The organism is Phaeobacter italicus (assembly GCF_019801785.1).
In the GTDB taxonomy this organism is placed as follows: domain Bacteria; phylum Pseudomonadota; class Alphaproteobacteria; order Rhodobacterales; family Rhodobacteraceae; genus Phaeobacter; species Phaeobacter italicus.
Map to the genome: position 1 here is coordinate 431,273 of NZ_JAHVIJ010000002.1, position 25,899 is coordinate 457,171.

At 61.6% G+C, this 25,899-nt stretch carries 25 protein-coding genes; 15 read left to right on the forward strand and 10 right to left on the reverse strand.

What is annotated here, in order from left to right:
• Positions 1-87: 87 nt before the first annotated feature.
• Positions 88-1,281 (reverse strand): DNA-processing protein DprA, encoded by a 1,194-nt coding sequence (dprA, locus tag KUV39_RS06410; protein WP_222459279.1) that lies wholly within the window; start codon positions 1,279-1,281, stop codon positions 88-90.
• A gap of 270 nt (positions 1,282-1,551) precedes the next feature.
• Positions 1,552-2,973: a metalloprotease TldD gene (tldD, locus tag KUV39_RS06415; RefSeq protein WP_008561715.1), complete on the reverse strand. Its 1,422-nt coding sequence runs from the start codon at positions 2,971-2,973 to the stop codon at positions 1,552-1,554.
• A gap of 195 nt (positions 2,974-3,168) precedes the next feature.
• Here tldD and coxB point away from each other — a divergent pair, with 195 nt between their 5' ends.
• From coxB to KUV39_RS06465, 10 genes are all read left to right on the forward strand, one after another.
• Complete coding sequence (gene coxB, locus KUV39_RS06420) at positions 3,169-4,008, forward strand: cytochrome c oxidase subunit II (protein WP_008559214.1); 840 nt, start codon at positions 3,169-3,171, stop codon at positions 4,006-4,008.
• Positions 4,009-4,154: 146 nt separating this feature from the next.
• Positions 4,155-5,096 (forward strand): heme o synthase, encoded by a 942-nt coding sequence (gene cyoE / locus KUV39_RS06425; RefSeq protein ID WP_008560518.1) that lies wholly within the window; start codon positions 4,155-4,157, stop codon positions 5,094-5,096.
• Between the two features lies 1 nt (position 5,097).
• Positions 5,098-5,280 (forward strand): hypothetical protein, encoded by a 183-nt coding sequence (locus KUV39_RS06430; RefSeq protein ID WP_037302546.1) that lies wholly within the window; start codon positions 5,098-5,100, stop codon positions 5,278-5,280.
• Positions 5,280-5,867, forward strand: coding sequence for a cytochrome c oxidase assembly protein (locus KUV39_RS06435; protein ID WP_008561815.1), 588 nt, complete (start codon positions 5,280-5,282; stop codon positions 5,865-5,867). The genes KUV39_RS06430 and KUV39_RS06435 overlap by 1 nt, the downstream gene beginning before the upstream one ends.
• 23 nt (positions 5,868-5,890) lie before the next feature.
• Positions 5,891-6,706, forward strand: a complete 816-nt coding sequence (locus KUV39_RS06440) for a cytochrome c oxidase subunit 3 (protein ID WP_222459280.1) — start codon at positions 5,891-5,893, stop codon at positions 6,704-6,706.
• 117 nt (positions 6,707-6,823) lie between these two features.
• Positions 6,824-7,495 (forward strand): SURF1 family protein, encoded by a 672-nt coding sequence (locus tag KUV39_RS06445; RefSeq protein WP_008560400.1) that lies wholly within the window; start codon positions 6,824-6,826, stop codon positions 7,493-7,495.
• 4 nt (positions 7,496-7,499) lie between these two features.
• Entirely contained in the window at positions 7,500-8,888 is a 1,389-nt protein-coding gene (gene thrC, locus KUV39_RS06450; protein WP_222459281.1) for a threonine synthase, read from the forward strand.
• Positions 8,885-10,147 (forward strand): M16 family metallopeptidase, encoded by a 1,263-nt coding sequence (locus tag KUV39_RS06455; RefSeq protein ID WP_222459282.1) that lies wholly within the window; start codon positions 8,885-8,887, stop codon positions 10,145-10,147. The genes thrC and KUV39_RS06455 overlap by 4 nt, the downstream gene beginning before the upstream one ends.
• Positions 10,147-10,737, forward strand: coding sequence for a GNAT family N-acetyltransferase (locus tag KUV39_RS06460; protein WP_008562154.1), 591 nt, complete (start codon positions 10,147-10,149; stop codon positions 10,735-10,737). The genes KUV39_RS06455 and KUV39_RS06460 overlap by 1 nt, the downstream gene beginning before the upstream one ends.
• A 75-nt stretch (positions 10,738-10,812) precedes the next feature.
• Positions 10,813-12,237, forward strand: coding sequence for an FAD-binding oxidoreductase (locus tag KUV39_RS06465; RefSeq protein ID WP_222459283.1), 1,425 nt, complete (start codon positions 10,813-10,815; stop codon positions 12,235-12,237).
• A gap of 16 nt (positions 12,238-12,253) precedes the next feature.
• On the opposite strand, the gene KUV39_RS06470 is transcribed toward KUV39_RS06465, so the two are convergent.
• The 5 genes from KUV39_RS06470 to KUV39_RS06490 form a co-directional block, all read right to left on the reverse strand.
• Positions 12,254-13,474: an MFS transporter gene (locus KUV39_RS06470; protein WP_222459284.1), complete on the reverse strand. Its 1,221-nt coding sequence runs from the start codon at positions 13,472-13,474 to the stop codon at positions 12,254-12,256.
• A 237-nt stretch (positions 13,475-13,711) separates the two neighbouring features.
• The gene (locus tag KUV39_RS06475; protein ID WP_008560065.1) at positions 13,712-14,188 is read right to left on the reverse strand and encodes a fasciclin domain-containing protein; all 477 of its coding nucleotides are present in this window, start codon (positions 14,186-14,188) and stop codon (positions 13,712-13,714) included.
• A 218-nt stretch (positions 14,189-14,406) separates the two neighbouring features.
• Positions 14,407-14,946, reverse strand: a complete 540-nt coding sequence (locus KUV39_RS06480; protein WP_008563170.1) for an adenine phosphoribosyltransferase — start codon at positions 14,944-14,946, stop codon at positions 14,407-14,409.
• A 213-nt stretch (positions 14,947-15,159) separates the two neighbouring features.
• Positions 15,160-16,020 (reverse strand): S-methyl-5'-thioadenosine phosphorylase, encoded by an 861-nt coding sequence (locus KUV39_RS06485; RefSeq protein ID WP_037302545.1) that lies wholly within the window; start codon positions 16,018-16,020, stop codon positions 15,160-15,162.
• A 179-nt stretch (positions 16,021-16,199) separates the two neighbouring features.
• On the reverse strand, positions 16,200-17,858 hold the full coding sequence (locus KUV39_RS06490; protein WP_222459285.1) for a hypothetical protein: 1,659 nt from the start codon (positions 17,856-17,858) through the stop codon (positions 16,200-16,202).
• A 271-nt stretch (positions 17,859-18,129) separates the two neighbouring features.
• Between KUV39_RS06490 and KUV39_RS06495 the strand changes: the two genes are divergently transcribed.
• Positions 18,130-19,770 carry a SulP family inorganic anion transporter gene (locus KUV39_RS06495; RefSeq protein WP_037302543.1) on the forward strand — a complete coding sequence of 547 codons (1,641 nt, stop codon included), beginning with the start codon at positions 18,130-18,132 and terminating at the stop codon, positions 19,768-19,770.
• Between the two features lie 74 nt (positions 19,771-19,844).
• Here the strand turns inward: KUV39_RS06495 and KUV39_RS06500 are convergent, their stop codons facing one another.
• Together KUV39_RS06500 and KUV39_RS06505 are read right to left on the reverse strand one after the other, a co-directional pair.
• Complete coding sequence (locus KUV39_RS06500; protein WP_168578599.1) at positions 19,845-20,486, reverse strand: CatB-related O-acetyltransferase; 642 nt, start codon at positions 20,484-20,486, stop codon at positions 19,845-19,847.
• Between the two features lie 9 nt (positions 20,487-20,495).
• The gene (locus KUV39_RS06505) at positions 20,496-21,101 is read right to left on the reverse strand and encodes a flavin reductase family protein (RefSeq protein ID WP_008561682.1); all 606 of its coding nucleotides are present in this window, start codon (positions 21,099-21,101) and stop codon (positions 20,496-20,498) included.
• Between the two features lie 194 nt (positions 21,102-21,295).
• Between KUV39_RS06505 and KUV39_RS06510 the strand changes: the two genes are divergently transcribed.
• The 4 genes from KUV39_RS06510 (at position 21,296) to KUV39_RS06525 (ending at position 23,928) form a co-directional block, all read left to right on the forward strand.
• Positions 21,296-21,826 carry a GNAT family N-acetyltransferase gene (locus tag KUV39_RS06510; protein WP_222459286.1) on the forward strand — a complete coding sequence of 177 codons (531 nt, stop codon included), beginning with the start codon at positions 21,296-21,298 and terminating at the stop codon, positions 21,824-21,826.
• A 98-nt stretch (positions 21,827-21,924) separates the two neighbouring features.
• Positions 21,925-22,704 carry an EcsC family protein gene (locus KUV39_RS06515; RefSeq protein WP_222459287.1) on the forward strand — a complete coding sequence of 260 codons (780 nt, stop codon included), beginning with the start codon at positions 21,925-21,927 and terminating at the stop codon, positions 22,702-22,704.
• Positions 22,705-22,772: 68 nt separating this feature from the next.
• Positions 22,773-23,273: a DUF1178 family protein gene (locus KUV39_RS06520; RefSeq protein ID WP_222459288.1), complete on the forward strand. Its 501-nt coding sequence runs from the start codon at positions 22,773-22,775 to the stop codon at positions 23,271-23,273.
• A gap of 13 nt (positions 23,274-23,286) precedes the next feature.
• On the forward strand, positions 23,287-23,928 hold the full coding sequence (locus KUV39_RS06525) for an SDR family oxidoreductase (RefSeq protein ID WP_008561122.1): 642 nt from the start codon (positions 23,287-23,289) through the stop codon (positions 23,926-23,928).
• Between the two features lie 100 nt (positions 23,929-24,028).
• Here the strand turns inward: KUV39_RS06525 and KUV39_RS06530 are convergent, their stop codons facing one another.
• Entirely contained in the window at positions 24,029-25,816 is a 1,788-nt protein-coding gene (locus KUV39_RS06530) for a trypsin-like peptidase domain-containing protein (protein ID WP_222459289.1), read from the reverse strand.
• Positions 25,817-25,899: the final 83 nt, after the last annotated feature.

Consider the following 25,899-nt stretch of genomic DNA (forward strand, 5'->3'; position numbering starts at 1 on the left):
TTGTCAATCCGGCATTCATTGGCCAGGTGCGGTTGCGGCTTTGCAGCGCAGGCGTTGGCGTCAATTCGGCGGGCGGGGGCAAGGCAGCTAGCGGCCAAAGTCGCCCCGGATCAACATGCCGCCGGGTTGGCGGGTGATGTCGCCGGAGAGCTCCAGATCAGTCAGAACCGGCGACAAGTCCTTTGCGGCCAGCGACAAGTCCCGAAGCAGCTGATCTTCCGTCAGGGGCGAGGGGCCAAGCCGGTCCAGGATCTCCTGATGCAGGGCGGCGGTTTCCTGCAGGCTGCGCTGCTCCGGTGGAGGCGGCGCCAGGTCCGGTGGCGCGACGGTGTTTGTCACATCAGGCAAGGGGGCGGGCTGCGGGGCCGTGACCACCGGGCAATGATCCATCGGGGGCAGGGCTGCGATCACATCATCGGCGCTGCGGACCAGTTGCGCGCCATCGCGGATCAGCATGTTGCATCCGGCTGCGCGGGCATCAAAAGGGTGACCGGGAACCGCCAGAACCTCACGGCCGAGATCCAGCGCATCGCGCGCAGTGATGAGAGAGCCGGATTTCGCCGCCCCTTCCACAACCACGACCGCCTGTGCGGCGCCTGCGATAATGCGATTGCGGGCGGGAAAATGGCGGGCCTGCGGTGACATGCCGGGGGGATGTTCAGACAGCAACAGCCCTTGATCTGCAATGTCGCGGGCAAGTTGCAGGTTTTCGGCCGGGTAGATCACATCAACACCACCAGCCATGACCGCGCAGGTGCCGGAGCCGACAGAGGCCACGTGGGCTGCGGTATCAATCCCGCGCGCCAGCCCGGAGATCACGGTATATCCGGCCTCTGCCAGGTCTCTGGCCAATGCGCGCGCCATCCGGATCCCCAGAGAAGAGGCATTGCGCGCCCCGACAATGGCAATGGTGGGCCGGGCCAGAACAGAGGTATCGCCCACAGCCCACATCAGGGGCGGAGCGTCGCGCAGATCCTTGAGAAGAGAGGGGTAGTCGGCGTCATGAAAGCACAGAAGCCGCGCATTGGCGGCTTCTGCGGCCTTTATTTCGGCTATTGCCGCATCGGCAGAGCATATTTCATACCCTTGAATGCCAGCGGCGCGTGCCATTTCGGGCAACGCGGACAATGCGTTCTGCACTGACCCATGTTTGGCGATCAGACGGTGATAGGTCACCGCACCAACCTTTCTGGAGCGCAACAGACGGAGGCAAGATATCCGCAAATCTTCCGTGGTGGGTGGGAGTGGGGGGTGAGTGGAAGAAAGTGCTTCTTCGGTCATCCTGCGCTCCGCCTTGTTGCAGGATTATGATTACCTTTTTGGTGGTTAACAGTTGATGAACGGGGCGGGTTTGATGAAAGCTTTTCTCAAACTGAAAACTAACATCCTAAATTATATAGACAAATTTTCATCAAGCGGAGTGTGTCGGGTCACCCGGCCTTGGGGCCTGTGGCGAAAACTGCTGCCGACTCGCCCTCAAATGTTAAAAAACCGCCGACTCGGGCGGGGCGAGTCGGCGGCGATTCCGGATTTTGGCTGTTCAGATCGCGGTCAGGTCGCTGATCCCCCAACCGTCAGGCCGCCCATCAATACGCTTGGCTGGCCAACGCCCACCGGCACCCACTGGCCCTGCTTGCCGCAATTGCCCATGCCGGGATCCAGTGCCATGTCGTTGCCAAGCGCGCGGATCTGGTGCAGCGCGGTTGCGCCGTCGCCGATCAATGTCGCGCCTTTGACCGGCGCGCCGATCTTGCCGTCCTTCACCCGATAGGCCTCTGTGCAGGAAAACACGAATTTGCCATTGGTGATGTCGACCTGACCGCCGCCAAAGCCAACGGCCCAGATCCCATCCTTGATCGAGGCCACCAGATCGTCGGGGTTCGCGTCGCCCCCCAACATATAAGTGTTGGTCATCCGCGGCATGGGGGCGTGGGCATAGCTTTCACGTCGTCCATTTCCGGTGCTTTCCACTCCCATCAGGCGGGCATTCTGGCGGTCCTGCATGAAACCGACCAATTTGCCGTCCTCGATGAGGGTGGTTTTCTGGCTCGGTGTGCCCTCGTCATCGACAGTGATAGAGCCGCGACGGTCGGGGATGGTGCCGTCATCCAGCACTGTCACGCCCTTGGCAGCGATCTGCTGGCCCATCAGCCCCGCAAAGGCAGAAGATCCCTTGCGGTTGAAATCGCCCTCAAGCCCATGACCGATGGCTTCGTGCAAAAGAATACCGGGCCAGCCGGGCCCAAGCACCACATCCATCTCTCCCGCTGGCGCGGGCACTGCATCCAGGTTCACACAGGCAATGCGCAAGGCTTCGCGCACCTTTCCCTGCCAGTCGGCGGGATCGACCAGGCCATCCAGCCCAACACGCCCGCCACCGCCGGCAGAGCCGCTCTCGCGGCGTCCGTCCTGTTCCACGATGACAGAGACATTGAGCCGGGTCATGGGGCGCACATCTCGCACGCGTGTTCCGTCGGCGCGCAGGATCTCAACCTCCTGAAGGGAGGCCGCAAGCATGGCCGTCACCTGAACCACCCGTGGATCAATGTCGCGCGCAAAGGCATCGATTTCGCGCAGTGTCTCGACCTTGACCGCAAAGGGCATCGCCCCGATGGGGTCGGCGTCAGTATAAAGACGTGTGTTGGTGCGCACCGGAGGCGGCGCCATTGTGCCGCCGCCATCGCCAACCGCAAGACGCGCGGTTTCGGCCGCCCGCTTCAGCCCGGCAATGGATACGTCGGTCGAATGGGCATAACCGGCCACTTCGCCATTCACGGCCCGCAGGCCAAACCCCTCGGCAGCGTCATAGTTGGCGCTGCGCAGCCGACCATCATCGAACACCAGTGCTTCGGATTTGCGCCGCTCTACAAAGATCTCTCCGTCGTCGGCACCAGCAAGCGCCTGACGCAGCACCCCCAGCGCCTCATCCTCGGGCAGGGTGGTTTCAAAGGGCCGGAAGGCTGCGGTATCCATGGTTTTGACCTCAGTTTTTTTGATCTAAATCAAGAAAGCGACGCTTTGACGCGAGCATTCCTCTTTAACTGCACGATGGAATATGATTTTTAGCAGCGTCAAAGACAACGGGTCCGGTGCGTTTTGTGGAATCAAATTTTTCCACCAGGGCGACGTCGGCACAGGAACAACTCGATCAACCGATCAGGACATGACATGAAGAACGCTTTGATGCTTTCAGGCCTTTTCACTGGCCTTTCGAGCCTTCCAGCAATGGCGCAAGAAGGTCTGGAAACCATTGGTAAGCCGGTCGATGGCGGCCTTGGCTTCCAGCCGGCGGCGACCGAACTCGCTGAAGGCATCCACACTCTGGATAACATGATCCTGGTGATCATCACCGCCGTGTGTGTATTCGTTGGTGCGCTGCTGCTTTACGCGATCGTACGCTTTAACCGCCGTGCGAACCCGACCGCGGCGTCCTTTACTCACAACACCCCGATCGAAATCGCCTGGACCGTTGTGCCGATCCTGATCCTGGTTTTCATCGGTTCCTTCTCGCTGCCGGAGCTGTTCCGCCAGCAGGAGATCCCCGAGGGTGACATCAACATCAAGGTGACCGGCTACCAGTGGTACTGGGGCTATGAGTACACCGACCACGAATTCGGCTTTGAGAGCTTCATGCTCGCCAAGGAAGACCTGGCAGCAAACGGCTATGCCGAAGACGAATACCTGCTGGCAACCGATACCGCCGTTGTCGTGCCTGTTGGCAAGACCGTCGTGATGCAGGTGACTGGCGCGGACGTGATCCACTCCTGGACCATCCCGGCCTTTGGTGTGAAGCAGGACGCCGTTCCCGGCCGTCTGGCAGAGCTGTGGTTCAAAGCAGAGAAGGAAGGCATCTACTTCGGTCAGTGCTCCGAACTTTGCGGCAAGGACCACGCCTACATGCCGATCACCGTCAAAGTGGTCAGCGAAGAAGCCTACCAGGAGTGGCTGGACGGCGCGATCGAGGAATACGCAGGTATCCCGCGCTCCTACCAGGTCGCCTCCAACTAAGCGATACGACCGGCGCTTGCCCCGGGGCAGGCGCCAGCTAGCTATCTCGTGAACACAGAAACTGGGTGCGCCTCAACCGCGCGCCCGATTTCGATAAGCCAATTCACGTCGTGATCACGACCACAGAGTGACCCAGAGAGTGAGCGATGACTGACGCAAGCATCAATGCAAGCACCGTCCGGGAAGGGGACGCGGAGTTCGGGGACTACTTTGCCCTGCTGAAACCGCGTGTCATGTCCCTTGTGGTGTTTACGGCGCTTGTTGGCCTGCTGGCCGCGCCGGTGGCCGTGCATCCCGTTGTGGGCTTTTGCGCAATCCTGTTCATCGCCATCGGCGGTGGTGCATCCGGTGCGCTGAACATGTGGTGGGATGCGGATATCGATCAGGTGATGAAACGCACCAAGTCGCGTCCGATCCCCGCAGGCAAGGTCGAACCGGGTGAAGCCCTGTCGCTGGGACTGGCGCTGTCGGGCATGTCCGTGATCATGCTGGCGCTGGCAACGAATATCTTTGCGGGGGCCTTTCTGGCCTTCACCATCTTCTTCTACGTGGTGATCTATACCATGTGGCTGAAACGGGCGACGCCGCAGAACATCGTGATCGGTGGCGCGGCTGGTGCATTCCCGCCGGTGATCGGCTGGATCGCAGCGACCGGTTCGATGGCGATCGAACCCTGGCTGATGTTCGCCCTGACCTTCATGTGGACACCGCCCCATTTCTGGGCGCTGGCGCTGTTCATGCGCTCTGATTACGACGATGCAGGTGTGCCGATGCTGACCGTGACCCACGGCCGCCCGGCAACCCGTAAACACATCCTGATCTACACCATCCTGCTGGCGCTCCTGGCTGTTGGCACCGCTTTCTCTGGCGTGGGTGGCCCGATTTACCTGGCCGTTGCTGTTGTGCTGAACGCCCTATTCCTGCACGGCGCGTGGAAAATTTCGCGCCGTGACGAGAACGACAGCGAGGCAGACAATTTCAAGGTCGAGCGCAGCTTCTTCAAGCTGTCGCTGCTGTACCTTTTCCTTCACTTCGGTGCGATCCTCGCTGAGGCCGTGCTGAAGCCCTATGGCCTGGGAGGCTGGTAACATGAGCTTGCGCAAAGAGCATGAGCTGCACCAGCGCCGCAAGGGTCGCAACGTGGGCGTCGGTGTCCTGTTGGCTTCTTTCGTGGTGCTGGTTCTGGCCTTGACCATCGTCAAGGTCACATCGGCAGGCTTCAAGTTTCCCAACACCTCCTCGGATGTGCAACAGACAGAGGGGCAAAACTGATGGCTTTGCAAGGACCGCAGAAAACCGTTGTTCAGTTGGTTGGCGTCGTCGTGGTGATGGGGGCGCTCTCCTGGGCGTCGGTTCCGTTCTACGACTGGTTCTGCCGTGTGACTGGCTTTGGCGGTGTGACAGGTGTCGCATCCCAGGGCTCTGACACCATTCTGGACAAGACCATCACAGTGCGTTTCGACGCATCCAAGGAACGCGGCATGCCCTGGGAATTCACCCCCAAGGTGCGCGAGATGGAAATCAAGATCGGCGAGACCGGTCTGGCCTTTTACGAGGCCTACAACCCCACAGACCGCCCCGTGGCCGGGCAGGCGTCCTATAACGTGACGCCCTATTCCGCCGGTGGCTACTTTGACAAGATCGCATGCTTCTGCTTCGAAGAGCAGGTGCTGCAACCGGGTGAGCGGGTTGAAATGCCCGTAACCTTCTTCGTGGATCCTGAAATTGTTGAGGATCGCGATGGAAAATACGTGCATACGATCACGCTGTCGTACACATTCTATGAAATCGATCTGCCCGAAGGCTATGCGGCCCTCGAGACCGGTGATAAAGCCGGGGCAGACACAATCACGAACTAGGCCGCTAGGTGAGGGACACTTAAATGGCGCACGCTAAAAATCACGACTATCATATTCTTCCGCCGTCGATCTGGCCGCTGCTCAGCTCCGTCGGTACCTTCATCATGCTGTTCGGTGCGGTTCTGTGGATGCACGGCGTCACCGCATGGGCTTTCTGGGGCGGCTTTGTCATGGTGCTTTACAGCGCCTATGCCTGGTGGGCCGAAGTTGTGGTAGAGGCCCGTCAGGGCGATCACACCCCGGTTGTCCGCATCGGTCTGCGCTATGGCTTCATCCTCTTCGTGATGTCCGAAGTCATGTTCTTCTTCGCGTGGTTCTGGTCGTTCTTCAAGCACGCCATCTACCCGATGGAGACCTATGTCGGCACCGAATATGTCGCGCCGGACATCTACCCGGTTGACGCATTCCACCTGCCGCTGATCAACACTCTGGTCCTGCTGCTGTCCGGCTGTGCGGTGACCTGGGCGCACCACGCGCTGGTCCACAACAACGACCGCAAGGCGCTGATCCAGGGCCTGGCCATCGGTATCGTTCTGGGCGTGTTCTTCACCTTCCTGCAGGGTTACGAATACTACCACCTGCTGCACGAAGGCTGGCAGTTCGGCGGTGATGAGTTCTACTCGAACTTCTTCATGGCAACCGGCTTCCACGGCTTCCACGTGATCATCGGCACCATCTTCCTGACCGTCTGCCTCATCCGCGCGATGAAGGGTGATTTCACGCCCAAGCAGCACGTCGGTTTCGAAGCGGCAGCTTGGTACTGGCACTTTGTTGACGTGGTGTGGCTGTTCCTCTTCGTGGCGGTCTACATCTGGGGCACCGCGGGCCTGGCCCACTAAGCCTTTTCAAATTGTACGGGGCACAGGTTTTTGGTTCCAAATCCTGACCTGACCCCGTAAGACATGCAGCGCGCGGAGCCATGCTCCGCGCGCTTTCTCATTCGCAAGGACAGCGGTATGCGGCGGTTGATCTTTCTTTCCCTTGTTGGCGGTCTGGGCCTTGCGGCGCTGGTGTCGCTCGGGGTCTGGCAGATCCAGCGACTGGCGTGGAAGGGCGAGCTGCTGCAAACGATCGAGACCCGCATCGCGGCGGCACCGGTTGCCTTGCCCGACGCACCCAGCGAGACCACGGACCGCTATCGTGCCGTCCGTGTAAACGGCGAGATCGAGCCGGGTGAACTGCATGTTTTCTGGGTCACCAAAGCGGCGGAGACGGGCTATCGCGTCATTGCCCCCTTCGTGACCGAAGATGGCCGCCGGGTGCTGTTGGACCGTGGTTTTATTCCGTCCGCCGCCAAGGCCGAAGACCGCCCCATCGGTGGTGCCACCGTGACCGGGAACCTCCTGTGGCCGGACGAAGGCGACTGGACCACACCAGAGCCTGATACCGCCGCCAATATCCTCTATGCCCGTGACATTGCCTATATGTCGGACAAGCTGGGCACAGAGCCCGTTCTGATCGTGGCCCGCGACAGCGCAGCGGCCGGGATCACCGCCCAGCCTGTGACAACAGCGGGCATTCAGAACAATCACTTGCAATACGCGATCACCTGGTTTTCGCTGGCCCTGATCTGGGCCGCCATGACCACCTATTTCCTGTGGCGCTCGCGCCCAAAATCCGAAGGCTGAAGCGATGAAATATATCTCGACCCGGGGCCAGGCGCCCGAGCTGACCTTTGAAGAAGCCATGCTGACTGGCCTTGCCCGTGATGGCGGTCTTTATGTGCCGGCTGAAATCCCGACCATGTCCAAGGACGAGATCGCGGCGCTGGCGGGCCTGTCTTACGAAGAGGTCGCGTTTCGTGTGATGCGCCCCTTCATCGGCGACTGCTTCAGCGATGATGAATTCCGCGCCATCATCGGCCGCGCCTACGAGAGCTTTGGCCACGCCGCCCGCGCGCCGATGGTGCAGCTGGCCCCCAACCATTTTCTGATGGAGCTGTTCCACGGCCCGACGCTGGCGTTCAAGGATTTCGCCATGCAGCTGATCGGGCAGCTGTTTGAAACCGCGCTGAAACGGCGCGGCGACAGCGTGACCATCGTGGGGGCAACCTCTGGCGATACCGGGTCGGCGGCGATCCAGGCCTTTGGCGGGCTGGAAGCGGTGAATGTGTTCATCCTCTACCCGCACGGGCGCGTCTCCGAGGTGCAACGCCGCCAGATGACCACGCCGAGCGATGCGAATGTGCACGCCCTGGCCGTCGATGGCGATTTCGATGATTGCCAGGCCGCGCTCAAGGACATGTTCAACGATTTCGACTTCCGCGACGAGGTCAAGCTGGCGGGTGTGAACTCCATCAACTTTGCCCGCGTTCTGGCGCAGGTGGTTTACTACTTCTTCTCTGCGGTCTCCCTCGGCGCGCCAGAGCGCAAGCTGAGCTTTACCGTACCGACCGGCAACTTTGGTGATATCTTTGCGGGCTTTATCGCCAAGCAGATGGGCCTGCCGATCGACAAGCTGGTGGTGGCGACCAATCAGAACGACATTCTGCACCGCTGCCTGAGCGGGCAGGGCTATCACAAGGGCGACACCATCCCGTCGATCTCTCCGTCGATGGACATTCAGGTGTCCTCGAACTTTGAACGCGCGCTTTTCTATGCCTACAATCAGGATGGCGCAGCCGTGGCTCAGCTGATGGAAGAGCTGAAATCCGGTGGTTTCGAGGTCAGCCAGGGTGCCATGCAAGCCCTGCAGGAGCACTATGTCTCCGGCCGCTGCTCGGAAGAGGAAACCTCTGCCACCATCGCATCTGAATACAAGGCGTCGGGCGAACTGCTGTGTCCGCACAGCGCCATTGGTGTCAAAGTCGCCAACGAACTGCGCGACCCTGCCGTGCCGATGGTCACTCTTGCCACCGCGCATCCGGCGAAATTCCCCGCTGCGGTCGAGGCCGCCAGCGACGTGCATCCGCCTCTTCCCCCGCGCATGGCAGATCTGTATGACACACCAGAGCGCGTGACGCGGATCGCCAACGATCTTGCCGCGCTTGAAAGCCACATCAGAGAGCAGATCGCGAATTGACAGTCAAACAGCACCAACTCGCCAACGGGTTCCGCGTCGTCACTGAAACCATGCCGGGGCTGCAATCCGCAGCGATCGGCCTGTGGGTGACGGCCGGCGGGCGGCACGAGCGGATCGAACAGAACGGTATTGCCCATTTTCTTGAGCATATGGCGTTCAAAGGCACCAAGCGTCGCAGCGCGCTGGAGATTGCCGAAGCGATCGAGGATGTGGGCGGATATATCAACGCCTACACCAGCCGCGAAGTAACCGCCTATTATGCCCGCGTTCTCAAGGACGACGTGCCGCTGGCGATGGATGTTGTGGCTGATATCGTTCTGAACCCGATTTTCGATCAACGCGAAATCGAGATCGAGCGCGGTGTCATCCTGCAGGAGATCGGTCAGGCGCTGGATACGCCTGATGATGTGATCTTCGACTGGCTGCAGGAAGAGAGCTATCATGACCAGCCCATCGGGCGGACCATTCTTGGCCCGGCGGAGCGGGTGCGTGCATTTGGGCGCGCGGATCTGGAAGGTTTCGTGGCCGAACACTACGGCCCCGGTCAGATGATCCTCGCAGCCTCTGGTGCCGTGGATCACGACGCGATTGTCAAACTGGCCGAAGACCTGTTTGGCCACATGCGCCCGAAACCCCTGTTCGACGTGGCCCCGGCTCGGTTTACCGGTGGTGAAGCCCGGCACGAAAAGGCGCTGGAGCAGGCCCATATCGCGCTGGCTTTCGAAGGGCCGGGATACCGTGACGATGACATCTATACGGCGCAGATCTATTCCAGCGCGCTGGGGGGCGGCATGTCGAGCCGCCTGTTCCAGGAGGTGCGCGAAAAGCGCGGGCTTTGCTACACGATCTTTGCCCAGACCGGCGCCTACGCCGATACCGGCGCGCTGACGCTTTATGCCGGCACCTCTGGCGCGCAGCTGGATCAGCTCGCCCAGATCACCATCGACGAGATGAAGCGCGCCGCAGACGACATGAGCGATGCCGAGGTTGATCGCGCCCGCGCCCAGATGAAGGCGGGGATGTTGATGGGGTTGGAAAGCCCGACCAACCGCGCCGAACGTCTGGCCCGGCTGGTGCAGATCTGGGACAAGGTGCCTCCGCTTGAGGAAACGGTTGCCCGCATCGACGCCGTGACCACCGCTGATGTGCGCGCGATGGCGCAGGCCATGGCACATGAGGCCCCGATGGCGCTGGCGCTTTACGGTCCGGTAGGGGATGCTGCCCGTCTGGAGGCATTGCAGGAGAGGCGCGCCGCCTGATGTTGCTGACCGGTCGCAAGGTACGTATCGAGACCGAGCGCCTGACCCTCAGGCCGCCGATTCATGCGGATTTTCGCGAATGGGCGGCGTTGCGCCAGCACAGCGAGAGCTATCTGACCCCGTGGGAGCCGAGCTGGGCGCCCGACCATCTCAGCCGCAAAAGCTTTACCAACCGTGTCTATTGGGCGCGCCGGGCTGTCAGCTCTGGGTCGGCGCTGCCGATGTTTCTGGTCCGTCGCTCCGATCAGGCGCTTGTGGGTGCGATCACGCTCGACAATATCCGTCGTGGCCCGGCGCAGGCCGGAACGCTCGGCTACTGGACCGGTCTGCCCTATGCGCGCAACGGCTATATGCGAGAGGCCATTGGCGCGATGGTCCATCACGCGTTCACCAAGCTGGACCTCAGCCGCATCGAGGCCGCCTGCCTGCCGGAAAACGCGGCCTCGCGGGGGCTTTTGGAAAGCGCGGGCTTCAAATACGAGGGCGTGGCCCAGTCTTATTTACAAATCAACGGGCGATGGCGGACCCACGTGCTATATGCATCTCTGCGCCACGACCGGCGGGGCCGGACCCAGGTTGGGCAAGCCTGACAGACTGCCTTGGTTGCTGCCGGTGAACCCCGGGGCCGCCCATATTCAAGGCCCGGAACATGAGGGATAGCTGACATGACACTGACCCCTGCCGACACCGCATTCCTGGACAAGCTGCGCCCGCAATTGCCAGAGGGCACGCTGCGCGCGCCCGAACCCCGCTACCTGGAAGAGCCAAGAGGCCGCTACAATGGCCAGGCCGCTGCAATCGCCATGCCGCGCACCACGCAGGAGGTCGCAACCCTTGTGCGCGCCGCGCACGACGCCCGCGTCGCTGTTGTCCCTTACGGTGGCGGCACCGGTCTTGTCGGCGGTCAGATCATGGAAGCGGATGGCCCGCTTCCGCTGGTGATTTCGCTGGAACGGATGACCGCCCTGCGCGGGATCTACCCCCAGGAAAACGTGATGACCGTCGAGGCCGGCATGGTCCTTGCTGATGTGCAAGCCGCCGCACAAGTGGCGGGGCGTTTGTTCCCGCTGTCGCTCGCTGCCGAAGGAACGGCACGGATCGGCGGAACCCTCGCCACCAATGCTGGCGGTGTGAATGTGCTGCGCTACGGCAATGCGCGGGATCTGTGTCTGGGTCTTGAGGCGGTGCTGCCCAATGGTGAGATCTGGCATGGCCTCAGCCGCCTGCGCAAGGACAACACCGGTTATGATCTGCGCAACCTGCTGATCGGGGCCGAGGGCACGCTGGGCATCATTACCGCTGCCGCGCTGAAACTCTCTGCGATCCCGGCAGAGCAGGGCACCGCGATCCTCTCCGTCAGCTCACCTGCGGCGGCAATTGATCTGCTGGCACTGGCCCGCGACCAGCTGGGCGAGACAATCAGCGCCTTTGAACTGATCCACCGACAGGGGCTTGCCTTTCTGCGCGAAACGCTGCCGGATCTGCGACTTCCGTTTGATGATCTGCCGGAATGGTGCGTGCTGGTGGATCTGGGCCTGCCCAAGGGGCGCGCGCCGCAGGACGAGCTGGCAGCGTTGTTTGAAGGTGCCTATGAGGCTGGGCTGAGCGATGATGGGGTGATCGCCCAATCCGAGGCCCAGCGAGAGGCCTTGTGGGCGGTGCGCGAACACATCCCAGAGGCCAATCGCCGGATTGGCTCTGTGTCCAGTCATGATATCTCGATCCCGATCTCCCGTATTCCGGAATTCATCGTCGAAGGGGGCAAGCGGATCGCGGCGCTTGGCGATCTGCGGATCAATTGCTTTGGGCATCTTGGAGATGGAAATCTGCACTACAACGTCTTTCCCGCGCAGGGCAAAGACCGCAGCGCCTACGAGCATCTGCGCAGCGACGTGAAACGCACCGTTCACGATCTCACTCATGAAATGCAGGGGTCCGTCAGTGCGGAACACGGCGTCGGTCGGCTCAAGGTCGGGGATCTGGAGCGCTACGGCGATCCGGTCAAACTGGCCGCGATGCAGGCGATCAAACAGGCGCTGGACCCACACGGCATCATGAACCCCGGCGCAGTTGTGCCCGCTGGACGCTGAGCCGACGCAATACGGCTCAGGCCATCTGCGCGTTGCGTCTGGCAGGGCGGCTGCGCATCAAGAGCAGGACCATGATGACAATGTTGATCCCGTTCCACAGGATCCCGTTCACAAAGGCCAGCTGATAAGAGCCGCTGACGTCATAGATCCAGCCGGACATCCAGCCCCCCAGCGCCATGCCGACAATCGTCATCATCATGACGAAACCCACCCGCGCCCCGGCCTCATGCGGCGGCATATACTCGCGCACCACCAGCGCATAGCTCGGCACAATGCCCCCTTGGGCCAGTCCAAAGACCGCGCTGACAAGATACAGCGAGACCATCCCGTCATAGGGCAGGTAAAGGAACAGCGCGATACACTGAAGGATAGAGCCAACCAGAAGGGTCTTTACCCCTCCAAACCGGTCCGCCACCAAGCCCGAGATAATCCGGCTGACCACCCCGCCAAGCAGCATGAGAGACAGCATCTCTGCCCCGACCGCGGGCCCGTACCCCAGTCCGACGCAGTAGGCGACGATATGCACCTGTGGCATTGCCATCGCAATACAGCAGCCGATCCCTGCAAGGCCCAGCACCCATTGCAGCTGGCGCGCCGACAGCCCGGAGCGCGCGGCATTCCCGGCCGAGGCGGCCGCGCTAGCGCTTTGCTCTGCCGCAGACACCCGCCGCCGCAGGATCAGCGACAACGGAATGACCGTGACCAGCGTCACCAGCGCCAAGGTTGCATAGACGCTGCGCCAGCCGCTGTCGGCCAGCATGTCTGCCAGCGCGGTCGGCCAGATAGCCCCGGACAGATAGTTGCCGCTGGCAACCAGGGCGACGGCAATGCCGCGCCTGCGCTGAAACCAATGAGAGATATCCGCAATCAGCGGACCAAACCCCGCCGCCGTGCCCAGCCCCAACAAAAGATGCGCTGCCGACAGCCAGACCATATCCGGCGCCAGCATCGCCAGCCCATAGCTGGCAGCGCTCAGCAGTGCGGCCGCAATCAAGGCTATGGTAATCCCAAAGCGGTCGACCAGGCGGCCGATCAGCAGATTGCCAAGGGCAAAGCCCACCATGGTGAGCGTATAGGGCATGGAAGCGGTGGCGCGATCGGCCTGAAACTCGGCCTCGAGCGCGGGCATCACCACAATGACAGCCCACATGCCGACATTGGCCACCGTGGCGATGGCAAGTGTGACCGCAAGGCGGGTCCAGGCGTAGCTGCTGTCAAGGCGATGGGCGAGTTGCATGTCGGCACGCTAGGCGCAGGGCCGACATGCTGCAACGATAATCTGGCGCAACCAGGAGGGGAAATTCGCAATCCGCTGGATTACCTTTGCAATCTATATCGGCAGCGGCGTGTAGGGCACCGCTGCCGACGCCGACAGACCTGACAACTGGTTGAGAAAAATATGGAAAAATCCAACCACTACATCAGGTGTCGTCAGGCTGCTGCCCCCGGGCGAAGGCAGCAGCTCTGTCTTGTGTTAGGGCATGATGACCTTGTCGATCACGTGGATCACACCGTTGTCTGCTTCGATATCGGCGGTCACGACGGTGGCTTCGTCAACCATCACGCCATTGTCCAGATCGATCGTGATCTCACCACCTTGGACAGTGGCTGCCTTCATATCGTCGCTGAGGTCGGTGGACATGACCTTACCCGGCACGACGTGGTAGGTCAGGATTGCGACCAGCTGGTCTTTGTTTTCGGGCTTCAGCAGGGTCTCGACGGTGCCCTCGGGCAGCGCAGCAAAGGCGGCGTCGGTCGGGGCAAATACGGTGAACGGGCCATCGCCCTTCAGAGTGTCAACGAGCCCTGCTGCCTCGACAGCTGCAACCAGCGTGGTGAAATCACCCGCGCCGACGGCGGTGTCGACGATGTCCTTGGCATGGCCACCCGCAAATGCGGCGGTGGAGAAGGCCACGGTGGCTACGGCGCTCAGTACGGTCTTGCGGATCATAAGTTCATTCCTCTGTCGCTGTGATGTTGCCCAATCAGGCAATGTCGGGGTTACGCAGAGGGATGCAGTTTGGATCTGGCGGGTTTTCGCCAGTCGGCAATTGACGAAAAAGGCGCGCGACCTAAGCCGCGCGCCCTTGGAAAATCCACTCACATTTATGTGATGAATACTCTGTTTTTTCCGGTGATCCGGGTCAGAAAAACACGGATCCAGGCAGCTTAGGCGCCTTCGAATTCACACAGAACGGTGACGTCCATCCCCAGATCTTCGAGCACCTTTCGGCCACCAAGTTCCGGCAGGTCGATGATGAAGGCGCAGGACACGATCTCGCCGCCCAGACGTTCGATCAGCTTGATGCCCGCCGCAGCGGTGCCGCCGGTCGCCAGAAGATCATCCACCACCAGAACCTTTTCACCGGGCTGGATCGCGTCGTCATGGATCTCCATGATCGCCTCGCCGTATTCCAGCTTGTATTCCTGGCTGATGGTGGTGCCGGGCAGCTTGCCCTTTTTGCGGATCGGCACAAAACCGACGCTCAGCTGGTGGGCAATGGCGCCGCCGAGGATGAAACCACGTGCCTCAAGCCCCACAACCTTGTCGATCTGCTCGCCCGCGTAGGGGTGCAGCATCTGGTCGATCGCCATGCGAAAGCCGCGCGGATCGGCAAACAGGGTGGTGACATCGCGGAACATGATGCCTTCGTGGGGGAAATCCACAATGGTGCGGATGTAGTCTTTGACAGCGGTTTTGCGGGCCATTGTGGCCTCCCTCGTCTAGGTCGTCACTAAGGCCGACCACAGGCGGGCCGGATCTGCCCGCCGCCAGAGTTGGCGCGCGGGGCCGGTGGTTTGTGGCCCAAGGCGGGCGCGCAGGCAAGGGCAGGCAATGCCCTTGTCCGTGGTCTTTTGGGGTTGTGACCTTTCAGAACCAATCCGCACCGGGGACAGGCCCCCTGCGGGTGGTGTCCCAGGTCAGCCCAAGAGGCGCCCCGCAACCGCATCCAGTTTGGCCAGAAGAGCGGGGTCGCGTTTTTCAGGCGCGGTCATGATCGCGTATTCCAGCGCCTTGTCGCAGCCATGCGGGCAATCCGCACGGGTCTGCCCCAACAGCGCAGGCAGGCGGCGCACCAATTCGCGCCCATTGGCGGAATTGCCCTGCAGGGTGGCGATGATATCGGTGATCTCCACCGCGCCATGCTCCGGATGCCAGCTGTCATAGTCGGTGACCATCGCGATGGAGGCGTAGCACAGCTCTGCCTCGCGGGCGAGTTTGGCCTCTGGCATGTTGGTCATGCCGATCACGTCACAGCCCCAGCTGCGGTACATCTTGCTTTCCGCCATTGATGAAAACTGCGGCCCCTCCATGCAGAGATATGTGCCGCCGCGATGCACATTGATGCCTGCATCGCGCGCCGCGGTCTCTGCCGCATCGGACAGCCGTTCGCAGGTGGGATGCGCCACGCTGACATGGGCCACGCAGCCGGTGCCAAAAAAGCTCTTATCGCGGGCAAATGTCCGGTCGATGAACTGGTCGACAACCACGAAATCCCCCGGCGCCATTTCCTCGCGGAAGGAGCCACAGGCGGAAATCGAAAACACATCGGTGACGCCCAGACGCTTTAGCGCGTCGATATTGGCGCGATAGGGAACTTCGGTTGGGGAATGCACATGGCCGCGCCCGTGACGGGGCAGAAAGGCCATCTTCACGCCGTCCAGCGTGCCGGTCAGGATCTGATCCGAAGGCGCCCCCCAGGGTGTCTCGACCGAGACCCACTCGGCATTCTGCAAACCGTCGATTTCATAAAGACCCGAGCCGCCGATCACGGCGATCATGGTGTCGCGAGAGGTTGAAGTGGTCACGCGCTGCCCTCCTGGTGATGCTGGTCCGGTTGTGCCGATGATTGCCGCAGTTGGCAAGCACAGAGCCACAAGCACAGAACCAAGGGAGGAGAGATGAGGACAGGTTGGGATGCCTTCGGCGAGAGTATTTGGGGAAAGATGACAGGCGGGGCTCACTCGCGCCGGATGACCCCCGTCAAAGCCGCCGCGCCAAGGGCGGTGACAATCCAGCCCGCGAGCGTGAACACCCAGCGCGCCCACCAGAGATGCCAGCCCCATGGCCCGCGCGTCGTAGAGGGGGCCCAGGCATCGGTCTGACCCAAGTCGATGATTGGGACGACAAGATCAGCGGCATAAGCGTAGCGATTGAAGCTTTCCCAGTCGCGGCCAATGGTGGAGGTCAGGCTCCAGTCCTTGGCTGGGTTGGGATGAGGCGAGAGGTTGTCGTCTGCTTCGTATTTCGCCCAGCTATCTGACTGCAGTGCAACGGCCGAATTGGGAGCAAAGCTGCCTTCCTCCCAGGCGAAGTGGGCGGGGACAGTGGCGAGCCCCCACAGAAGAACAAGCCAATAGAAGCTCTTCATTGGTCGATAGCCAAAATCCGTGAGAAAGTGCAGGGCCATATGCCAAACCCAGATTATTGGAAGGGGCAGCAGGGCTTTGAGAAACGCCAACTCAGTTCCAGCAAACCAGATGCGCTCGTTACGGGAATTCCTCGCCAGTTTTTGTGCCAAAGAAATGCGGACCATTTTAGCATCGGCCTCGTGCCCCATGTCGTCCAGCACCTTGGCGAGTTGTTTGTAGGGTTGGGGGAAGAACCCACAGTTCCAGTGGTCCCCCCGCGCCAGCCATTTGAGACGGGTGCGGGCATCTGTTGAGCCTACGATGCGGTGATAGGTGAAACCGTTGAGTATGAAGTTTTCACCGTCTTGCGCCTCGTCTGGCCAGCAGTCGGGATCATCTACTAGGTCGCCGCATTTTGCAGCGTTGCGATCTATGATGCCGTGGACAGTGGTCTGGTCCCGGAAGATAAAGCCTTGGCTTATATCCGCGCTCTGGAGGTTCAGCGCCTTTGCGTTTTTGTTCTGGAACTCTGTGCCGGAGCAGACCAAATCGCCACCAGTCATGAGGCCTTTCAGATCCACTCCGCCGATGAATTTCGCGGATTTGAGAAACAGGCTCTGGCCAATATCAGCATTCTGGAGGTTTAGTGCTCTTCCGCCTTGGTTCTTGAACCCTGCGCCGGAGCAGTCCAGCTGGCCGCCGATTTTAAGGCTAGCCAAGTTTGCTTCGCCGGAGACCTTTACGGAGGAGAGGAACAGGCTCTGGCCAATCTTAGCGTTTTGGAGATCCAGCGCCGTTTCGCCCTGATTCTGGAATTCTGCGCCGGAGCAGGACAGTTGGCCGCCAACCTTTAGGCCACGCGCCAAAAAGAACGGTAACTTGCAGGAGGCCAGCCGGAGATCTTTGCTAGCTGTGCAGCGGGTGGCATAGATGCCATGTTGGAACATGCAATTATTCAGCAGCATGTTGCCAGTAATTTCGCAGTCAATCAGGTCTAAAGTACCACTGATAAGCGCGTCTTCTAGCACAACACCAAGTTCTGTTGCGCTGCATGCTTTGCAACCTCCCAACAGAAAAAAACGCAGGACGTCGGCGCGGATGTGGCGATCAGAAGGTGGGTCTGACCAGTCGTCTGGCTGTTCTGGCTCTGGTGGCAGGTCGCCAGTCCCCAGTCTACAGACGTACCCAGCCTCCACAGCCTCTTTCAGTTTCCACTCCGCCTCGGTGGCAGTTGGCTCAATCTCGTCCCAGCTCTTAAACCGCTGCATGTCAAATCCTTTGGGTGCAATGACGCGACAGTTTCGTGAAAAGATCGGCAAATCAAGGTGGGGCGAGCTGCAATCCCTTAACAACCGCTTAAGTTTAATGTCAGCAGCGCTGCCGCAATGTTTCGCGTGCGAAACATTCGGACAGGAGGGCTGACCCATCCGGGCAGAGCCACCACGGGCAAGCCACGCACAGGGCCGCGCCCTTGCCCCAATGGCGGTTTTCCGCTAGGGGCGGCGCTAACATGACCCTTTCCCGATCACAGGTGACCCCATGACCCGCGGCATAATGGCGACGCTCGCCAAACAGATTTCACCGCCCAATCTCTCCATCATGCAGGATGAGGGCTTTACCGTCTCTCGCGTGCGCACCGAATTGCTGTCCGGCCTGACCGTGGCGCTGGCGTTGGTGCCCGAAGCGGTGGCCTTTGCCTTTGTGGCGGGGGTGCACCCGTTGGTGGGGCTTTATGCGGCCTTTCTCGTCGGGCTCATCACGGCGCTGATCGGGGGGCGTCCGGGCATGATTTCGGGCGCGACCGGTGCGCTTGCGGTGGTCATGGTGGCGCTGGTGGCCCAGCACGGGGTTGAGTATCTCTTTGCCACGGTGGTTCTGATGGGGATCCTGCAGGTCATTGCGGGTGTCATGCACTGGGGCAAGTTCATCCGGCTGGTGCCGCATCCGGTCATGCTGGGGTTTGTGAACGGCCTGGCGATCGTGATCTTTCTTGCCCAGCTCACCCAGTTCAAGGATCCCGCCAACCCCGGTGCCTGGCTCGCGGGGACGCAGCTGTACATGATGCTGGGGCTTGTGGGTCTGACCATGCTGATCATCTGGGGCATGCCCAAGATCACCTCTGTCATTCCCGCGCCGCTGGCGGGCATCGGGGTCGTGGCCGGTCTGGTCATTGCCTTCGGGATCAACGTGCCCACCGTGGGCGACATGGCCTCGATCAAGGGCGGGCTGCCGAGCTTTCACAATCCGTTTGGCACGGGCGAGGGCCTGTATGGCACGCCTCTGGCGCCTTTGACCTTTGAGACCCTGCAGATCATCCTGCCCTATGCGGTGATCCTGGCAGCGATTGGCCTGATCGAGAGCCTCTTGACCCTGAACCTTGTGGGGGAAATCACCGGCAAGCGCGGCGGCGCAAGCCAGGAATGCATTGCGCAGGGCACCTCCAACATCGTGACCGGCTTTTTTGCAGGCATGGGGGGCTGTGCGATGATCGGTCAGTCCATGATCAACGTGAAATCCGGTGGCCGGACGCGGATCGCGGGCATCACGGCGGCGCTGTTCCTGCTGTTGTTCATCGTTGTGGCCTCGCCGCTGATCGAACAGATCCCGCTGGCCGCACTGGTTGGGGTGATGTTCATGGTCGTGATCGGCACCTTTGCCTGGAACAGCTTTAAGGTGATGACCAAAGTGCCCGCGATGGATGCGTTTGTCATCGTGTTGGTGACGGTTGTGACAGTGATGACCGACCTCGCGATTGCGGTTGTGGTGGGCGTCATCGTGTCGGCGCTGGCCTATGCCTGGAACAACGCGCGCCGCATTCACGCCTATACCCGCGAATCCGAAAGCGACAAGGGGGCCAAGGTCTATGAGATCGAAGGCCCGCTGTTCTTTGGCTCCACCGACGGCTTTATCGAGCTGTTCGATGTGGCCGGTGATCCGGACCGTGTGATCGTCGATTTTGCCCGTAGCCGCGTGGTGGATCAGTCGGCGCTGCAGGCGATCGAGGCGGTGGCCGGCAAATACGAGGCCGAAGGCAAATCCATCGTCCTGCGCCACCTGAGCCGCGACTGCCATCAGTTGCTGACCAAGGCCGGGCACCTGATGGTCGACAGCGACGATGACCCGGATTACCAGGTGGCGACCGATTATTCGGTGCGAACCGGTGTTCTTGGCAGTCACTGAGCCTGCGGAACATGAAACTAAAAAGCCCGCAGGTGTCTGACCTGCGGGCTTTTGTTTTTGGGCTGGGGATCACATCAGTCGGGGGCGAGCCCTTCGAGCATGTCAAGATCACCTGACAGGATCGCAGGCTCTGCCCGCGCGATCAGCTCGGCCGGCCAATCCCACCATTTCAGGCTCAGCAGTCGCGCGATCTGCGGCTTGGGAAAGCGGTGGCGGATCACGCTCGCGGGGTTGCCGGTCACGATGGCATAGGGCGGGACGCTGCCGCGTACCACGGCCCCTGCACCGATGATGGCACCGTCACCAATACGGGCCCCGGGCAGGATCATCGCGCCATAGCCGATCCAGACGTCATTGCCGATCACCGTGTCGCGGGTGTCGGGCTGAAACCCGGCCATCTGGCTGGGATCAAAGACCGGGAAGGGATAACAGCTCAGCCCGTCCTGGGCGTGGTTGGCCGAGGCAGTGATGATGCGCACGCTGTCGGCGATCTGGCAGAACCGGCCAATCACCACCCGTTCCCGGGCACCGGGAAACAGGTAGGGCGCCAGCCGGCTGGCCCAATCCTGAGGCGGATCAAAGGCCGAGGCATAGCTATAGGCCCCGACGCTGAAATTGGGGTGTGATATCGCCTCGGACAGCAGGACCGTGCCTGCATGGGGTGTCCCGTCAGGCAGGATGATGGGATGTCGCTGTTTGGGATCAGGTAGGGGCATGGGGGTCAATCATTCTCCTGGGCGCGAGAGCGAGAACAGCTCTGTCACCACGGAATAGTCGCGATAGCCAAGACGGGCGAGCGGCTGGAAGGTCGTGACATCAAAGATACCGTCCCGCAGGCAGGCGTCATCGATGTGGACACCGACCACTTCGCCAAAGACCACCTTGTTGGCTGCGCCCGGCAGGGTCACGATCTGGGTCAGTCGGCATTCCAGCGCTGCGGGGGCGGCAGCGACGCGGGCACAGTCGATGGTTTCGCAGGCTGTCGTCTCAAGTCCAGCGGTGGTGAATTCATCCACCTCTTTGCCAAGCGCCGCAGAAGACGCGTTCATCGCATCCCGCAGAGCGTAGGAAACCACGTTCACGCAGAACACGCCGGTTTCCGCGATGTTGGCCACCGAATCCTTGGTCCCGTTCTGGTCGTCCTTGGCGCTGGTTGATGCAAACATGACCTGCGGTGGCTCGTAGGCGACTGCATTGAAAAAAGAATACGGCGCGAGATTGTTGGTCCCATCTGCCGCACGGGTGGAAATCCAGCCAATGGGGCGGGGGGTCACGATGGCATTGAACGGGTTATGGGGCAGGCCGTGGCCGTTCTCGGGGCGGTAGAACATGCGGTGTCTCCTCAATGCGGGCGGGGCAATCGGCATCCCCGGATTTCTGCAGGGTTTGCCCAAGGCTTACGTGCGTGTTAGGCGGATGACCAGCCTGCGTGACCGCTTTTGACTGTGCTGTGCCTTTGGGGTGCCGTGCGCCAGGGCAGGGACCGGGGTGAAACAGGCACAGACGGCGTGGAGGCAGGGGCGGCGTGATCGAATTGAAGGCAGAACAGCCGCAGGACCGCTGGGAGGTTGAGGCGCTTTATGATCTGTGTTTTGCGCCGGGGCGGGAGGCGTTGTCCTCTTATCGTCTGCGCGACGGGGTGCCTGCGGTTCTGGGTCTTAGCCAGGTTGCGCGTGACGAGGCGGGCATCCTTGCGGGGGCCATCCGCTTTTGGCCTGTTCATATCGCCGCCGATCCGGACGACGCAGACAGCAGCCGGCAGCCTGCACTGTTGTTGGGGCCGGTCGCCGTTCACCCCACCCACCAGGGCGAGGGGCTGGGCGGGGCGCTGATCCGCGACAGCCTTGCCAAGGCCAGTGAAAGCGGCTGGAGCCGGGTTCTTCTGGTGGGGGATGCACCTTACTATGTCCGTTTTGGCTTTGCCGGGTTGACCGGCGTGCACATGCCGCCGCCAACCAACCCGGACCGGGTGCTGGGGCTGGAGCTGATCGAGGGCGCATGGGACGGCGTCGCAGGCCATGTGATCCGCTGGAGCGGCCCTGTAACAGCCGCTTAGACGGGGTCTTGGCAAATGGCGGGATGGTGCTGCGGGGTGGGCGGACTTGAATGTTGGCGCAACCGCACAAATGTCTTTGCCAAAGGAAAGGGCCCGTCATGAATGAAATTCTGCTGTCAGATCCGCGCGCTGAACGCACGCTTGATGCGGCTGAGGTCGCCGCTGAGCTGGACGCGCTGGCGCGGCGCTACCGGGACGCAGGCGGTTTTGGCATTCAGATCCTGAACCTTCTGGGGGGCTCTGCCGACGGGCTGATCGACCGGTTGCCACGGCCTGTGCAATCGGGCCTGGAGGGCGCAACGCGACAGGCTTTGCGACTGGCCATGTTCGGGGCCAACGGATCGCGCCGGATGGTGCCGGATCAACCTGCGGGGATCAATCGCGCAGTGAGCGCTGCGATGGGAGCCGCGGGAGGCATGGGCGGATTGCCGGGGGCCTTGGTCGAGCTGCCTGCAACCACCGCATTCCTTTTGCGCAGCATTCAGGGTGTCGCGGCAGACGAAGGGTTCGACGCAACCGCCGACAGCGTGAAATTCGACTGCATTCAGGTGTTTTCAGCCGCCGGGCCTCTCGCTGCTGATGATGGCGCTGATCTGGGGTTTCTGTCGCTGCGTCTAGGGCTGACCGGCGCTGCGGTGCAAAAACTGATTGCACAGGTAGCCCCGAGGCTGAGCGTGGTTTTGGGCCAAAAGCTCGCGGCGCAGACTGTTCCGGTGTTGGGCGCTGTGGCCGGCGCGACAACCAACTTTGTCTATTCGGGCTATTATCAAGAGATGGCACGGGTGCATTTCGGTCTGCGACGTCTGGCTGTGGCGGCGGATCAGCCACATGAAGACCTGCTGGAGGGGCTCAGGGACCGGCTTCTTGATCCGGCCTGACGCGCTTCGGCTCTTGCACTTGGTGAGATTGCGGATTTAATCACGCTCTCCGAGGAAAAGTGACGGCGATGATACGATACGCTTTGAAATGCAAGGACGGGCACAGCTTTGAAAGCTGGTTCCAGTCAGCCGAGGCCTACGACAAGCTGGCGGCGGCGGGCATGGTGTCTTGTGCGATCTGTGGGTCTGACAAGGTCGAAAAGGCCATCATGGCGCCGCGTGTGCGGCCGGGCCGCAACGCTGTCTCCAAGGTGGGAGAGGCGGAAGCCCCTGCATCGGTTCCTGCGTCTGCGCCGCCCCCCGCAGAGCCACCTGCGCCTGCGGCTGGTGCTCTCAGCTCGCCGTCCGGTGATCTGGAGAAGGCGGTCAAGGAACTGCGCAGTCATATTGAAAAAACATCCGATTATGTCGGCAAGGATTTCGTCAGTGAGGCGCGCAAGATGCATCTGGGGGATTCCCCAGAGCGGGCCATTCACGGCGAGGCCAAACCCGAAGAGGCCAAGGCCTTGATCGAGGAGGGGGTGCCGGTGGTTCCGCTGCCTTTCCTTCCGAACCGCAAAACGAATTGAAGGAAGACTATTCATGCATGTCGTAGTGACAGGATCCAGCCGGGGCATTGGCCGCGAAATGGTCGCCAGGCTGCGCGACGCCGGTCACGAGGTGACGGGCACGTCGCGAGACCATTCTTCGGGCGTGCGCCTTGATGTCACCGATCCCGGCCAGCAGGCGCGATTTGCGGCGCAGCTCAAGGGGCGCCCGGTGGATCTGCTGGTGTGCAATGCCGGAGTGTATCTCGACAAGTCGATGGCGCTGGAAGATTACTCTGTCGAAGTCTGGAGCAAGACGCTCGCAGCCAATGTGACGGGTGTTTTTCTCACCGTGCAGGCCCTGTTGCCCAACCTGCGGCTGGCGCAGGATCCGAAGATTGCGATCATCTCGTCGCAGATGGCAAGTCACGCGCGGGCGCCGGGGGGCTCATACGCCTATCGCGCATCCAAGGCGGCGGCGCTGAATATCGGGCGCAACCTGGCGACGGATCTGCTGCCCGAGGGGATTGCCGTCGGCATCTATCATCCCGGCTGGGTCCGCACGGATATGGGCGGCGATGAAGGCGATATTTCCGTTGAGGAATCGGTCGCGGGGCTGCTGCATGAATTCGATGTGCTCAACACCGACACCACGGGGTGCTTTCACACCTGGGACGGCCGCATCCACCCGTACTAACGGTGGCTGAAGCAACAAAGCTGAACGCGCAAACAAACAAGGCCGGAGCGGGGATGCTCCGGCCTTTGGTCTTTTGTGCGCTGGTTGGCAGCTGCCGGGATTATTCCCAGCAGCTGACCAGAACGGTCATGCCATTTGCCTGACGGGTCAATGCCCCGATCGGCAGTGCGGCGACATCAGCGGCTGCGTCACTTGCGCTGACACCGGCAGCTGCGAGTGCGGCGCGCAGGGTCTCTGCGTTGGCAGCAAAGCGCACGCCTTCCGGCAGCTGGGTCGCGCCAGCGTTTTCGCCGAGCAACATGCCCTGCACGGCACCGTCCTTGGTCAGGATCGGGCCACCTGCGTCACCGGGCTGGCTGCTCAGTTGCAGGCGCGATACGCCAGTGTTGCCCTGCAGGTCCTTCACATCCTGAAGACTGCCCCAGCTGAGGCTGGGCGCGCCCAGAACGCCTTCATAAGAGAAGCCGGAGACCGCGATGTCAGAGTTCAGTCGCGCCGAGCTGCTGGCCAGACGGGCAAAGCCCATCGGCGCAAGATCCTGCGCCGGGCGCAGAACTGCAACGCCGGTGGTGGCGTCGACATGGGCGACTTGTGCCTGATATTCATGATCCAGCGTCACGCGGCCACAGCCCTGGACAACATCCGCAGTGGTCACAACGCTGCCCTTGCCATCGACAAAGAAACCAGACCGCGACAGGCGCGGTTTGCGCACATCAAGGCCTGCAATCAGGTCAACATCCTGCGGCGCATCTGCCCCGGCTGCCGGATCCAGCACGCCTTCGGTGCGGGCAAAGCTGGCCTTCATCGCGGCCAGAACACGCGCGCGGCGGTCTTCGTCGCCAGCGGGCCACACAAGGGTAAAGCCCTTGATTTCGCCATTGGCCAGACGGGCCTCTGTGTAAGAGACGATATCGCTTCCCTGACCTTCCAGCGTGAAGCTGTTGGAGCCACGTTCGCGCGGGCCGTTGAGGGGCACGATTTCCAGCGTCTGCATGATCTCGTAAAGACCAAACAGCGTGCCCTGATCTCCGGGCTGGCTGATCAACAGCACCTGCGCGCCAAGATCGCCGCTGGGGCTGTAGACGGCAAACGGGGATTCGTAACGGTCGAACGCCACCTCGCCTGCGGGGATCTGCATGGAGATACCGGCGCGGCTGTCGCGCACCTGGGCCATGCCCACAGAGATCAGCGGAGCGTTGTATTCATCCATCAGTGCCTTGCGCTGGGCGGTGGTCAGAACGCCTGTGGGTTCATAGCCGCGCGCGGTTTGCCATTCGGACATGGAACTGCGGGTGCCACGGCCAAAGGCGCCATCGATGGCCGCGTTGTAAAACCCTGCAGCCTTGAGAGCGATCTGCAGATCCTTGCGTTCCTCGCCGGTCAGGCGGGCCTCGCTGCGGCGTGCCTCGGCCGGGGTTTCGTCGGGCAGGGTGGACTGGACCTGTTCGGGCGCAGCTTCGTCCGGTGTGTCGGGGGCTTGCGTGACCGCAGCGGGATCAATCGGTTCCAGATCCGGGGTGTCGACGGCAGGCTCTACGACGGTGTTGGCAGTGGCTCCGGTCGGGTAGAACTGATTGCCAAGGTTGCTGCTGAAGGCGATGAAACTGTCGCGGGGGATCTGGCCTTCGGCGCGATAGACCTGCAGCACGCGGTCTGCGTCATTGCGGCTGTAGGGGCCAAGCACAATGCCATACCAGCCGCCGCCGAGCGCAAAGCCCGACACATCCGGAAGCCGGGCAGCGAAGCTCTGCGCTTCGGCGCGGGCCTCTTGCAGGGTGGGGCGCGCCGCGATCTGGATCCAGACGGGCTCTTGCGCGCGGGCGGTCCCTGTCATGACGGACACGAAGGTCGTCAGGGACAGCGCGAGCGCGGCTATCAAAGTCTTCATTAAAATGCCTCTGTGCGGGGTCTCGTTCACTTGGCGCGCAGATAACCATTTTCACACCTCAAATGGAACTCCTCTTCGCAGGG